Below are 12,840 nucleotides of genomic sequence, written 5' to 3' on the forward strand. Positions count from 1 at the left end.
TCTCCACCGGCATCGGTGCTACGGCCTGTTCGGGGTGCCGAGGGCAGCCTCGGCAGGCTTGGCACCTGTTGAGACCAATCTATCGTATTCCATCATGGCTGGCCGCTATCGGCCGACGACTGGGATGCGCAGATGCTGTTTTTCCTGGTCCATGGCTTTCGGGTTATCGCCCATGACCGGCGCGGCCACGGGCGTTCCAACCAAACCGATACCGGCAATGAGATGGACACCTATGCCGAGGATGTGAAGGCGCTGGCCGCCGCGCTGGACCTGAAGGGCGCCATCCATGTCGGCCATTCCACCGGCGGCGGCGAGGTCGGGCGCTATGTGGCCCGTGCCGAACCGGGCCGCGTGGGCGGAGAAACTGCGCATGCTGGGCTATCACTGGACCAGCCCCGGCTTCGCCATCGCCGAGAGGCACGGCAGCGCCTATCGACATGTGGCGTTGGCCTGAACCGGCACGCATATCCCAACCCGATCAGGGGCGCGGTATATGGCCAGCGACTTTGGGGTTGGGGCGGCCGCGAATACCATTCGCTAACACCTAAATATGATTTCGCTGGCGTCGGGCCCATGCCAGCATCATGTCCGTTTAAGCTCATGGAAGGACGCCCAGTGTCCAGCCCCTTGCTCGTCTGTGTCATCGACGATGATCCATCGCTTTGCGCTGCCCTGGAAAATCTCCTGCGTTCATACGGCTATCGCGCCATGGCCTATGGTTCCGCTGAAGAATTCCTCGCCGGCGCGGATTTAGCCGGGGCTGATTGTGTAATCAGCGATATCCAGATGTCCGGGATGTCCGGTATCGACTTGCGGCTGTCACTGGCGGGTTTGCGGCCGGATTTACCCGTCATCCTGATGACGGCGCGCACCGAACGTATCCTGCTGGATCGCGCCGCGGCCGCAAACCCGTCCCGCGTTCTTCAGAAGCCGTTTGATGCGCAGGAACTTGCGGAAAGTCTGGCGGCCGCCATGGGGGCCGTATGACAGACGATATCGCAGATCTGATTTCCGAAAGCCTGATCGTGCGCGACATGCGGGGGCACATCACGGCCTGGAACCGGGCGTCCGAACGGCTCTACGGTGTGCCGGCCACCACGGCCGTGGGGCAACACGTTCATGATCTGCTGGGGACGCGCCATCTGTTCCCGATGGCCGATATCGAAGCACGGCTGCTGGCGGTTGGCACCTGGGAGGGCGAGGTGGGGCGCCATACCGCTGGTGGGCGCGACCTGTCGGTGGAGGTGCGCTGGACCCTGCGCCGTGATGCGGGCGGGCTGCCGGTCGATATCGTGGAAACCGGGCGCGATATCTCGGCGCTGAACGCCCTGGAACAGGAAACGCGGCTGGCGGCGCATCGCTACCGGAACCTGTTTCAGGCCATGGCCGCGGCTTTCTGGGAGATGGATTTCAGCCGCGTGCGCATGATGATCGGCAGCCTGATGGCGTCGGGTGTCACCGACCTGCCCCGCTATATGGCGGAAAACCCGGACTGGGTGGTCGAGGCCATGCGCGCCGTTCTGGTGATTGACGTCAATGACAAGGTCATCTCCCTGTTCGGCGCCACCCGTCGGGAGGAGATTGTCGGCGGCCATGTCGCCTGGTGCTTTCCCCCACAAAGCCGCCACGTCTTCGCGGAAAGCCTGATCGCCGCCGTGCGGCGTCAGGATCGCTACGCAACGGAAACCACCCTCACCCGGCTGGATGGCCAACCCATCGACGTGCTGTTCACCGTCTGCTGGCCGGAAGAACATAAGGGCAGGGGCCATGTTCTGGTCGGCGTGATCGACATTACCGAGCGCAAGCAGGCGGAAGAAGAAACACGCCGCAGCGAGCGGCGCTATCGCGAGTTGTTCAATCATATGCCCGTGGCGCTGGGTCAGCTCGACATGCGCTATATGAATGACCGGCTGTCCGCCCGCTACGCCAACCAGCCACCGCCCCGCAGCGAGATGGATGTCGATCTCGATTTTATCCAGGACATCCTGCGCGAGACCAGGGCGATCGAGGTGAATCCCGAGGCGCAGCGCCTGTTCCGTGCGCAAAGACGCGAGGACATGCTGATCCCCATCGAAGGTTTCTGGCGCACCCGGCCGGAGACGGTGCGCCGGACCGTTCTGGCCCGCCTCAACGGGGAGGCGGGCTATTCAGAGGAAACCAAGGTCGACGCCCTGGATGGCACACAGATCGACGTGCTCTACACGGTGGCCTTTCCGCCAAGCACCTGGGAACGGGGCACCAATATCGTTGCCTTCATCGATATCAGCGACCGCATCGCCGCGCTGGCGAAGGTGGAGCAGATGCAATCGGAACTGGCCCATGCCGGACGCGTCGCCATGTTGGGTGAAATGGCGGCCTCCATCGCGCATGAGGTCAACCAGCCGCTGGCCGCCATCGCCACCAGCGGTGCGGCGTGCCTGCGCTGGCTGAACCGGGCGCAGCCCGACCTGGACGAGGTGCGCGATCTGGCCGGTCGTGTCGTGTCCGATGCGCAGCGCGCGGCCGGCATCATCGCACGGGTGCGCGACATGGCCGCCAACCGCCGCGCGGACCATGCCCCCCTCAACCTGAATGAACTGGTGGAGGAGGCGACGCATTTCCTGCGGCACGAATTCCAGGCCAGGCAGGTGGAACTGTGGTTCAGCGCGGCGCCGGGGTCGGCACTGGTATCGGCCGACCGTATCCAGATCCAGCAGGTCGTGGTCAATCTGGCGGTCAACGCCTTGCAGGCCATGGCGGAGGCCAAGGCACCGGCGCCGCGCCTGTCGATCAGTGTGGCACCGGTTGGCGTCACCGGACTGTGTGTAACTGTAGAGGATAATGGTCCGGGGCTGGATTCTATCACGGCCCCCCGCCTGTTCGAGAGCTTCTTCACGACGAAGCGTGAGGGGCTGGGTATCGGGCTGGCGGTCTGCCGGTCGATCATCGAGGCGCATGGCGGCAATATCGAGGCGGGAAACCGCGCGGACGGCCAGGGGGCCCGGTTCAGTTTCACCCTGCCATCGGTGGCGGAAATCACGGCGGACGCCTAAGGCCCGGTGCTTCTCTCCACGCCTCTTGCTCTCGTTGTTTCAATGGCTTAACTTCTCATTGTCATTCTCCGGAGCGGCGCCGATGACGGCTAATCCCATCGTCCATATCATCGACGACGACGCCTCGCTGCGTCTGTCGCTCTGCAGCCTGTTCCGCTCCGTCGGGCTGGAAGCCATGGCCCATGAAAGCGTGCGGTGTTTCCTTGATACGCCCCGCCCGGATGCACCCGGCTGTCTGTTGCTGGATGTGCGCATGCCCGGTATCGGCGGTCTGGAATTCCAGGCGCAGCTTCAGGGACTGGGGATCTGCCTGCCCGTCATCATCATGACGGGGCATGGCGATATTCCCATGTCCGTGCGGGCCATGAAGGCCGGTGCCGTGGATTTCCTGCCCAAACCCTGCCGAGAACAGGACCTGCTGGATGCCGTTTCCGCCGCCATCGAACAGAACCGCAGCAGCCGGGTGGCACGGGACGCGGCTGACCATCTGCGTTCCCTTTACGAAACATTGTCGCCAAGGGAACGTCAGGTGATGGCCCTGGTCACCGCTGGCCGGCTGAACAAGCAGGTGGCAGGCGATCTGGGCCTGTCAGAGATCACGGTGAAGATCCATCGCGGTGCCGCCATGCGCAAGATGGGCGCCCGGACTCTGGCCGATCTGGTGCGTATGGCAGAGTCACTGAAGCTGGTCAGCCCCACGGGCAACACCCCCTATACGCAGGTATGAGCGGGGCACATCCAAGGACAATTGGTTAACGCCATCAACCGGCGCATCGTAACGGCACCCCGATCCACGGGACCAAGCGATCACCGGAGACATCCCGATGTCGGCGACCCAGCCAATCGACAGGGCGCGCACCGCGCTGCTGTTCGTTGATCCGTACAATGATTTCCTGGCGCCGGAAGGCAAGCTCTGGCCCATGGTCGCGTCCGTGGCCACGGAACTGGGCCTGCTGAACAATCTGCGCAAGGTTGTCGCCGTCTCCCGTGGCGCCGGCCTGCCCGTCATCATCGTTCCGCACCACCGCTGGAAAGACGGCGATCTAGACGGCTGGGACCATCCCAACCCCTATCTGCTGGGGGGATATCAACGCAAGGTATTTGAAACAGGTAGCTGGGGAGGGGAATGGTTTCCTGATTTCGCGCCGCAGCCGGGCGATCTGGTGGCCACCGAACATTGGGGTTCCAGCGGTTTCGCCAACACCAACCTGGATTTTCTGCTGAAGCAGAAGGGCATCAGCCGCGTCATCCTGATCGGGCTGATCGCAAATACCTGCATCGAAAGCACGGGCCGCTATGCCGTGGAGCTTGGCTACCACGTCACCCTGGTCCGTGACGCCACCGCCGCGGCAAGTCCTGAGGCCATGCGCGCAGCGCACGAAATCAACGGCCCCACCTATGCCCACGCCATCGTGACCGCCGCCGAATTGCTGGCCGCCCTGGCCATCCCGACCATCTGAGGAGAGCTGGAAATGGATAGTTTGTCCTTCGACCACACCGCCCTGACCGCGCCCAACCGCACTGTGGAGGTGGGCGGGCGCCACCTGGCCTATCGCCGCTTCGGGCATGGACCCGACCTTATCCTCTGTATCCGGTTCCGGGGCACGATGGATAGCTGGGACCCGCTGTTCCTGGACCTGCTGGCCCGGAATTTCACTGTTACAATCTTCGATTATTCCGGCCTTGGCCTCTCCACCGGCAAACCCAGCTATGCCAAGACGGACATGGCCCGCGATGTGGACGATCTGGTCACCTCGCTGGGCCTCGGTCGCGTGGTCATTGCCGGCTGGTCGCTGGGTGGGTTCGCGGCCCAGGTCTTCGCCGCCCTTCATCCGGCCAAGGTCAGCCATGTGCTTGCCATCGGTACCATGCCGCCCGGCCTGATGGTCAAGGCGCAGGAGCCGCTGTTCCTGCAAACCGCCTTCAAGCCGGAATACGGAATGGAGGAGGAATATATCCTGTTCTTTGAACCGGACAGCGCTCGATCCCGTGCGGCGGGCGACGCCTCCGTGGTGCGCATCGCATCGCGGTCCATGGTGGTGGACGCCGTCACCCCGCCTGCCGTGATGATCCAGTCGGTGATCGAAAGCTCTGACCCGACCACGCCCTTTCCCGATCCCGATGGCAGGTATCAGGCCTTCTACCGCGCCACAGACATTCCCGTGCTGGCCCTGTCGGGAGACCATGACATCATGTTCCCAGTGGAAAACTGGTACGCCATGAACGACCTCTGGCCCACCCTGTTCGTGGCCACCTGGCCCGACAGCGGCCACGGCCCCCAGCACCAATATCCGGAACTGAGCGCCGATTTGATTGCCAGCTTCGTAAAGAACAATCCGCGTCCGGCCTGAGTGGCGCTGGCGGTCACTTGGTAACGGCTGCCAGAGATTTTGACCGGCGGGCTTATCCGTGGAGGGGAAAATGCTGCTTGGATTGTCGATCGAGGCTTTTACGCTTCTGCATGTCATCATCTCCCTGATCGGGATCGCCACGGGGCTAGTCTGGCTGCTGGCCGCCGTTGGGGGCCGGTGGTTGGGCCGGATGAACGCGGTGTTCCTTGTCACCACCATTGTTACTACCGTCACGGGTTTCATGTTCCCGATCACGGCCTTCACCCCGGCGCTGGGCGTCGGTGGTGTGTCTCTGGTGGTTCTGATCGTGGCTCTTGTCGCTCACCGTCGCCATTGGTCCCTGACCTACATTGTGACGGCAGTTATCGCGCTATACCTTAATTGCTTTGTCGCCGTGGTGCAGGCCTTCCAGAAAGTCGGCCCCTTGAGCGATCTTGCTCCCAGGGGCAGCGAGCCGCCATTCGTGTTGGCCCAGGGGGTGCTATTGCTGGCGTTTGGGGCCCTGGGTTGGCTTTCCACCCGGCGGGGGTCTTTATTGGCCTGATTATGCGACGGGACCGGCCCGGTTCTGGCAACAGCCGTCAATCTTCCAACGAGAGATCGTAATAGTGGGCATCCCACACAGAGGCGAGCCAAGCTGAATCTTCCATATCCTGCTGATCCAGTTGACCGGCTTTAACCATGTCTGCCAATAGGCTTACAGCCTGTCCCTGGTCTGGCCGGCACTGGTAGCTGGTGGTGCCGGTCTTTGCCAAGGTTGACGCGATCAGTTCTGCCGGAAGGCCGACATAGAAAGGTTCGGCCAGCAGCCGCGCCAATTCCATATGGTTTTCGGGGTCAAGGCACCAGTCCGTCGCCCGGATCATGGCGCGTATCAGCGCCCTTATGCGGTCTCGGCTCTGCCGGGCCCAGTCGGCGCGGAGCGCCAACACCTTCTCTACACCACCGGGTTGAAGATCGGCCTTGGAGGCGACGATGGTGCCGATCCGCCGTTCTTCCGCCAGACTGTTCCAGGGTTCCCCCACGCAATAGCCATTGATCCAGCCCTGGGTCAGGCTTTCCACCATGCGTGGCGGTGCGACAATGCCGATATTCACTTCCCTGGCCGCGTCGATCCCGCCATTGCTGAGCCAGGTCAGCAACTCGTAATGATGGGAGGAGAACGGGAAGACGATGGCGAATGACAAGGGCGGGCGGCCTGCCCGGCGACCGGCATCAATGATCGGTCGCAGTGCCTTTGCCGTCTGGGCGGGCGGCCCGGCCATGATCTCCGGCGCTGTGGCCACCATGGCAGCATACAGGGATGCCGACAAGGTGATGGCATTATTCCCCAGGCCCAGGGTCACCGGCACCACCAGCGGCACCGCGGGTACCCCGGCGATCCCACGGTGCATGGCCAGGGCCAGGGGTGCCAGCAGATGGGCACCATCCACCAATCCGAAGGCCAGCTTGTCACGAAGGGCCGCCCAGGAATTTGAGCGTTCCAACACCAGGTCGATCCCTTCAGCGGTGGCAAAGCCACGTTCCGCCGCGACAACGGGAATGGCGCAATCCACCAGGGGCGCAAAGCCCAGCTTGACGATCTCCGCCATCCTCACAACTCCATCTCGAACGCGGTAATGACGCTCTGGGCAATGTCGGCCAGCTTGCGGTTCTGCTTCATGGCTGTGCGTCGCATCAGCGTATAGGCATCCTCTTCCGACAGGCCGCGGTTTTTCATCAACAGGCCCTTGGCGCGTTCCACCAGCTTGCGGTCCTGCAATTTGGCCTGCGCCTCGTCCCGTTCCCGGCGCAGCCGGTCAAAGGCGTTGAAGCGGCTGACCGCCGTTTCCACAATCGGCTTGATCCGGTCCTGCCGCAAGCCATCCACCACATAGGCGCTGACGCCGGCCTCAATGGCGGCATGGATCATCTGGCTGTCGCTCTGGTCCACAAACATGGCGATGGGTCGCTGCACCAGCCGGCTGACCTGGAACATCTGTTCCAGCGTGTCGCGGTCCGGGTTTTCCAGATCGATGATAATGACATCCGGGGCCAGCGCCTGGATGCGGGCCAGCAGATTGACCGAAGGGCCGATGGTGGAAACGCGCACCCAGCCGGCTTCCACCAGCCCACGCTCCACCACCGCCGCCCGGTCGGGGCTGCCATCAATGATCAGGATGGAAAGATCGGCATTGCCCATGGTTGGTTTTTTGGCGCCTGTTTATTTGGGTGTTTGCGGAGATCGTAAAGGTTTCCGGGTGCAGTAAGATAAGGATGACTTGAGGGGAAGTATTTTGCCTTTTTCTACCGTCACCCCGGCGAAGGCCGGGGTCCAGTTCGTAGAGCGAAGTGCTTGGCAATCTGGACCCCGGCCGCAGCATGGGTGACGGTGATGATGGGCTATCTGTGTACGGGGTGGCACCCACCGACGCTACCCCATCCCCCTTATTCCGCCGCTACAACCACAGCCCCCGTCTGCCGCGTCGCCGCATCCCGTTCGGCCAATGCCGCTTCCAGCCGGCGCTTCTCCTCCGCCGCCACTTCAGGCGAGAAGCGGATGGCGAGTGCCGCGAAAGAGGCCACCGTGACGCCGATGCCCAGGTAAAACAGCCCCTGCTGATAGGTCAGGCTTTCTGATTTGAACAGGAATCCGGCCGCCACTGCACCCATATTCCCGCCAGCCCCGACAATGCCGGCCACGGCCCCCAGTGCCTTGCGGTTGATGAAGGGGACGATGCCGAAGGTGGCACCGCAGCCCATCTGCACGAAGATGGAGAACAGCATCATCGCCACCACGGCGGCGACCAGAACCCCCATCTGGGAGAACAGGATCAGCGCCAGCCCTTCCAGGAACAGCACGGCGAACAGCAGCAGCACCCGGCCCCGCAGGCCGGATTTCGTCGCCAGCCGGTCAGAGACATAGCCGCCCAGCGTGCGGGCAAACAGGCACATGGCACCGAACAGACCGGCGATCATGCCGGCGGTGGCCAGATCCAGCTTGAACTTGTCGAAGAAATAGATCGCCGCAATATTGTGCAACGTCAGTTCCACGCCAAAGCAGGCACCATAGGCGATGAACAGGGCCCAGACGCGGATATCGCGGGCGGCCACGGCGAAGCTCTGCATCCCGCCCAACCCGTCGCGCCCTGCAGCCAGCGCACCGCTGGACCGCAGTTCAGCGAAATTGCCCTCCGGGCAATCCTGGGTGAAGTTCCAGTAGAGCCAGGCAGCGACCAGCAGCACCAGCCCCGGCACCACCATGGCCAGCCGCCAGCCCATGGTCTGTTCCACGCCCAGCGACACGATGGCGGCCATGATCAGTGGCATCACCATCTGGGTGATCCCGCCGCCCAGATTGCCCCAACCCGCCGTGGTGGCATTGGCCGTGCCCACCACATTGGGCGCGAACATCACCGAGGTATGGTACTGGGTGATGACGAAAGAGGCACCGATGGCCCCGATGGCCAGCCGGGCCAGCAGGAAGGTTTCATAGGAATGGGCCAGCCCGATACACATGACCGGGATGGAGCCGAGAACCAGCAGCCCCGTATAGGTTTTACGCGGCCCCAACCGGTCGCAAAGCGGCCCGATCAACAACCGCACCAGCACGGTGATGGCGACCGAGGCAATGATGGTATTGCCGATCTGGGCCTTGGTCAGGCCCAGATCGTCGCGCACCACCGCCATCAGGGGGGCGATGCCGAACCAGCCGAAAAAGCAGAGAAAAAACGCGAACCACGTCAGGTGAAAGGCGCGCATCTGCACTGTCTTCAAGGAGAACAGATCGATGCGCGTTGCTTTATGCCGGATTTCCATCGTGCGAGCCCCTACGTCCCGGGCCGCTGGCGCTTGATTGTCTGCGCGCGGCCGCTTGAGTTCACCCGTCGGGCCATCCGCACCGTCACGATATCCAACACGATATCATCCACGCTGCGGGCGGCCATGCGATAAGGCACCTGTCGCCGATCCGGCCGGGGGGCCGTGTGATCGGTTTCAGGCGCCATTGCCTGGTCGTCCGCCATTGGACGATGTCGTGTCTCTCCCTGCGTCGGGAGTGCTGGGTATTCAGCAACGGTCATGCCAATTCCGGTGCAATGCAGTAGGGGGTTGATAGATAAGGATAATCACGCCTTCGGTTCCAGATCGGTGCAAGGGGGGCCTGTTCGCTGTTGCACAAATTAAAGGCTTCCATCAGCAGGTGCCTTGATTTTGCGCAATAATCACCCGTGTTCATGGCCCTGCTGCAAACCTCCCATTCTAAGGATCAAGCCTTATCAAATGCTTAGTGTCCGGCCCCCCGGTTGGCACGGCTTTCGCTAAGATCAGGGCAGGCCGGCAACGCTGCTGGCCCCTGCTGCCCTGGAAGGGGTGGCGACATAGGGTGCCCAAGGCCGGGCCCCACCGGATAATGGCGTCCGAACATGTGATTGACCCCAACGGGTCGGCTGCATGGTCGGACGCCTTTTTTATTGCGCATTTTTTGCGCGAGCGAGGATGGACCGACATGACGACCAACCATTCTTCTCCCCCCGACGGCGCCCCCAAGCCCCGCCTTGTCGTGATCGGCAACGGTATGGCCGGTATCCGCGCCGTGGAAGAATTGCTGGACCGGGCCCCCGGCCTTTATGACATCAGCGTCTTTGGCGCTGAACCACGGGTCAATTACAACCGCATCATGCTGTCGCCGCTGCTGTCGGGGGAAAAGACCTTCGACCAGATCGTCATCAATGATCGGGACTGGTACAGCGACAACGGCATTACCTTGTATGCTGGCGATGCGGTGGAGATGATCGACCGCCAGCGGCAGGTCGTCATCGCCACATCCGGGCTGGAATGCCCCTATGACCGGCTGCTGATCGCCACCGGCTCCATGCCCATTGTCATTCCCATTCCCGGTGCCCGCCTGCCCGGCGTTGTCACCTTCCGCGATGTGGATGATGTGGATGCCATGCTGGCCGCCAGCGCCAAGGGTGGCCATGCTGTAGTGATTGGTGGTGGCTTGCTGGGGCTGGAAGCCGCCGTCGGGCTGAAGGCGCGCGGCATGGATGTGACGGTGCTGCATCTGGCTGGCCATCTGATGGAACGCCAGTTGGATGCCTCTGCCGGCCATCTGCTGGCCAAGGAACTGGAACGGCGCGGGCTGAGTGTGCTGACCGCGGCCGACACTGCCGCCATTTTGGGCGAAAGCCATGTGACCGGCGTGGCGTTGAAGGATGGCAGGGAACTGCCTGCCGATCTGGTGGTGATGGCTGTCGGCATCCGCCCGGATACAAGGCTGGCGGCGGCTGCCGGGCTGGAGGTCGGGCGCGGCATCCTGGTCGACGACCATATGGTGACGAACGACCCCGCCATCATGGCCGTGGGTGAATGCGTGCAGCATCGCGGTTCCTGCTATGGGTTGGTGCAGCCGCTGTTTGAGATGGCCAAGGTGCTGGCCGACCATCTGGCCGGGCGCAAGGGCGCTGGCTATGCCGGTTCCGTCACCTCCACCAAGCTGAAGGTCACCGGCGTGGATGTGTTCTCCGCCGGGGATTTCAGCGGCGGGCCGGGGACCGAAGATATCGTGTTCCGCGATGCCGGGCGCGGCATCTATAAGCGGATCGTGCTGGAAGAAGGCCGCATCAAAGGGGCCGTGCTGTATGGCGATACCGGGGATGGCGGCTGGTATTTCCAACTGTTGAAGGCGGGGGAGGATGTGTCGCCCCTGCGTGATACGCTGATCTTCGGCCAGGGTTTCGCCCCGTCGGAAGGCGGTGCGGCAAACCCTACCGCCGCCGTTGCGGCGCTGCCTGATACGGCGGAAATCTGCGGCTGCAACGGCGTCTGCAAGGGCACCATCGTCAAAGCGATCAATGAGAAGGGCCTGACCACGCTGGATGCAGTGAAGGCCTGCACCAAGGCGTCGGCATCCTGTGGTTCCTGCACCGGTCTGGTGGAAGGGCTGTTGGCCCATACGCTGGGCGGGGATTATCAGGCCGCCGGCGTCAAGCCGATGTGCAAATGCACCGACCATGACCATGACAGCGTGCGCCGCCTGATCCGCGTGCAGGGCTTGAAATCCATCCCCGATGTGATGCAGGCTCTGGAATGGAAGACACCCGATGGCTGCCATTCCTGCCGCCCGGCGTTGAATTACTATCTGCTGGCCTCCTGGCCCGGTGAATATGTCGACCACGCCGCCAGCCGCTTCGTGAATGAACGGGTCCACGCCAATATCCAGAAGGACGGCACCTATTCCGTCGTGCCGCGCATGTGGGGCGGCCTGACCAATGCCAGCGAGTTGCGCGCCATCGCCGATGTGGTGGAGAAGTTCGATATCCCCACCGTGAAGGTGACAGGCGGCCAGCGCATCGACCTGCTGGGGGTGAAAAAGGATGATCTGCCCGCCGTTTGGGCAGACCTGAACGCGGCGGGTATGGTCTCCGGCCACGCCTATGGCAAGTCGCTGCGCACGGTGAAGACCTGCGTCGGGTCCGACTGGTGCCGCTTTGGTACGCAGAAATCGCTGGAGGTCGGCGTCAATCTGGAACGCATGACCTGGGGTTCCTGGACGCCGCACAAGTTCAAGATGGCCGTTTCCGGCTGCCCGCGAAACTGTGCCGAAGCCACCATCAAGGATTTCGGCGTCATCGCCACCGATGGCGGTTTTGACCTGCTGGTCGGCGGCAATGGTGGCATCAAGCTGCGCGGCACCGACCTGCTGGCCAAGGTGACGACGGAAGAGGAGGTGCAGGAATATTGCGCTGCCTTCATGCAGCTCTACCGCGAAGAGGCGCATTATCTGGAACGTACCGCCCCCTGGATTGAGCGGGTGGGGCTGGATTTCGTCAAGGCCCGCGTCGTGGATGACGCAGAGAACCGCCGTGCCCTGCATGAACGGTTCCTGGCCAGCCAGCGCCATGCCCAGGTCGACCCCTGGGCCGAACGCGCCCCCGGTACGGCCGCCGCCGCCCGTGATTTCCGCACGCTTGCTACTGTGGAGTGACCATCATGCACCGTCCGCTTGATTGGAAAGATATCGGCCAGCTCACCGACATTCCGGTGCAGGGCGCGCGGCGGGTGGAACACCCGGCTGGCCGCATCGCCGTATTCCGCACCATCGACGATCAGGTTTTCGCCCTGCGCGATGAATGCCCGCACAAGAAGGGGCCTTTGTCGGAAGGCATTGTGCATGGCCATGCCGTGACCTGCCCATTGCATAATTGGGTGATCGACCTTGCCACCGGGGAGGCGACCGGCCCGGATGAAGGCTGCACCGGCCATATCCCGGTGCGGGTGGAAGGCGGCCGGGTGCTGTTGGGGTTGGTGGGGTAGGGGGGGTCGTCTTCCGTCTTCAATTTTTTATTTGCCTCCCCCGCGAAAGCGGGGGTCCAGGGGCCAAGGGCGCCAAAGCGTTGTTCTGATGGCCCTGGATCCCCGCTTCCGCGGGGAAAGCAGGAAAGAGCAAGCGGCTCTGTCTGTCTCGACCCTCGCGC

10 protein-coding genes and 2 pseudogenes are annotated in these 12,840 nt (G+C 63.0%); 9 read left to right on the top strand and 3 right to left on the bottom strand.

Translation table 11 applies throughout. The features are described from left to right. Window positions 1–132: 132 nt before the first annotated feature. From G473_RS31220 to G473_RS0112600, 7 genes and pseudogenes are all read left to right on the top strand, one after another. Window positions 133–636 (top strand): annotated as a pseudogene (locus G473_RS31220) (alpha/beta fold hydrolase); the annotation flags it as partial. 9 nt (window positions 637–645) lie between these two features. Next, window positions 646–987, top strand: a pseudogene (locus tag G473_RS31225) (response regulator transcription factor); the annotation flags it as partial. Further along, the gene (locus tag G473_RS29300; protein WP_051330228.1) at window positions 984–3,032 is read left to right on the top strand and encodes a PAS domain-containing sensor histidine kinase; all 2,049 of its coding nucleotides are present in this window, start codon (window positions 984–986) and stop codon (window positions 3,030–3,032) included. The pseudogene G473_RS31225 and the gene G473_RS29300, both read left to right, overlap by 4 nt. An 82-nt stretch (window positions 3,033–3,114) precedes the next feature. Continuing rightward, complete coding sequence (locus G473_RS0112585) at window positions 3,115–3,759, top strand: response regulator transcription factor (protein ID WP_029013386.1); 645 nt, start codon at window positions 3,115–3,117, stop codon at window positions 3,757–3,759. 97 nt (window positions 3,760–3,856) lie between these two features. Next, complete coding sequence (locus G473_RS0112590) at window positions 3,857–4,492, top strand: cysteine hydrolase family protein (protein WP_029013387.1); 636 nt, start codon at window positions 3,857–3,859, stop codon at window positions 4,490–4,492. A gap of 12 nt (window positions 4,493–4,504) precedes the next feature. Beyond that, window positions 4,505–5,383 carry an alpha/beta fold hydrolase gene (locus G473_RS0112595; protein WP_051330229.1) on the top strand — a complete coding sequence of 293 codons (879 nt, stop codon included), beginning with the start codon at window positions 4,505–4,507 and terminating at the stop codon, window positions 5,381–5,383. Between the two features lie 70 nt (window positions 5,384–5,453). After that, on the top strand, window positions 5,454–5,927 hold the full coding sequence (locus G473_RS0112600) for a hypothetical protein (protein ID WP_029013389.1): 474 nt from the start codon (window positions 5,454–5,456) through the stop codon (window positions 5,925–5,927). A 37-nt stretch (window positions 5,928–5,964) separates the two neighbouring features. Here the strand turns inward: G473_RS0112600 and G473_RS26720 are convergent, their stop codons facing one another. The 3 genes from G473_RS26720 to G473_RS0112615 form a co-directional block, all read right to left on the bottom strand. After that, a complete protein-coding gene (locus tag G473_RS26720) occupies window positions 5,965–6,975 on the bottom strand; it encodes a CmpA/NrtA family ABC transporter substrate-binding protein (protein ID WP_051330230.1) in 1,011 nt (336 codons plus the stop codon). A gap of 2 nt (window positions 6,976–6,977) precedes the next feature. Next, the gene (locus tag G473_RS0112610) at window positions 6,978–7,565 is read right to left on the bottom strand and encodes an ANTAR domain-containing response regulator (protein ID WP_029013390.1); all 588 of its coding nucleotides are present in this window, start codon (window positions 7,563–7,565) and stop codon (window positions 6,978–6,980) included. A gap of 245 nt (window positions 7,566–7,810) precedes the next feature. Then, entirely contained in the window at window positions 7,811–9,181 is a 1,371-nt protein-coding gene (locus tag G473_RS0112615) for a NarK family nitrate/nitrite MFS transporter (protein WP_029013391.1), read from the bottom strand. Between the two features lie 688 nt (window positions 9,182–9,869). On the opposite strand from G473_RS0112615, the gene nirB reads away from it, so the two are divergent. Both nirB and nirD read left to right on the top strand, forming a co-directional pair. Beyond that, window positions 9,870–12,350 (top strand): nitrite reductase large subunit NirB, encoded by a 2,481-nt coding sequence (gene nirB, locus G473_RS0112625; RefSeq protein WP_029013393.1) that lies wholly within the window; start codon window positions 9,870–9,872, stop codon window positions 12,348–12,350. Between the two features lie 5 nt (window positions 12,351–12,355). Beyond that, complete coding sequence (nirD, locus tag G473_RS0112630) at window positions 12,356–12,679, top strand: nitrite reductase small subunit NirD (protein WP_035707087.1); 324 nt, start codon at window positions 12,356–12,358, stop codon at window positions 12,677–12,679. Window positions 12,680–12,840 lie beyond the last annotated feature (161 nt).

The organism is Niveispirillum irakense DSM 11586 (genome assembly GCF_000429645.1).
Classification (GTDB): domain Bacteria; phylum Pseudomonadota; class Alphaproteobacteria; order Azospirillales; family Azospirillaceae; genus Niveispirillum; species Niveispirillum irakense.

Bases quoted from the DNA above. Each gene is read 5' to 3' on its own strand.
- G473_RS26720 (WP_051330230.1), bottom strand. From the start codon at position 6,975: ATGGCGGAGATCGTCAAGCTGGGCTTTGCGCCCCTGGTGGATTGCGCC.
- G473_RS0112590 (WP_029013387.1), top strand. From the start codon at position 3,857: ATGTCGGCGACCCAGCCAATCGACAGGGCGCGCACCGCGCTGCTGTTC.
- G473_RS29300 (WP_051330228.1), top strand. From the start codon at position 984: ATGACAGACGATATCGCAGATCTGATTTCCGAAAGCCTGATCGTGCGC.
- nirD (WP_035707087.1), top strand. From the start codon at position 12,356: ATGCACCGTCCGCTTGATTGGAAAGATATCGGCCAGCTCACCGACATT.
- G473_RS0112595 (WP_051330229.1), top strand. From the start codon at position 4,505: ATGGATAGTTTGTCCTTCGACCACACCGCCCTGACCGCGCCCAACCGC.
- G473_RS0112615 (WP_029013391.1), bottom strand. From the start codon at position 9,181: ATGGAAATCCGGCATAAAGCAACGCGCATCGATCTGTTCTCCTTGAAG.
- G473_RS0112600 (WP_029013389.1), top strand. From the start codon at position 5,454: ATGCTGCTTGGATTGTCGATCGAGGCTTTTACGCTTCTGCATGTCATC.
- G473_RS0112585 (WP_029013386.1), top strand. From the start codon at position 3,115: ATGACGGCTAATCCCATCGTCCATATCATCGACGACGACGCCTCGCTG.
- nirB (WP_029013393.1), top strand. From the start codon at position 9,870: ATGACGACCAACCATTCTTCTCCCCCCGACGGCGCCCCCAAGCCCCGC.
- G473_RS0112610 (WP_029013390.1), bottom strand. From the start codon at position 7,565: ATGGGCAATGCCGATCTTTCCATCCTGATCATTGATGGCAGCCCCGAC.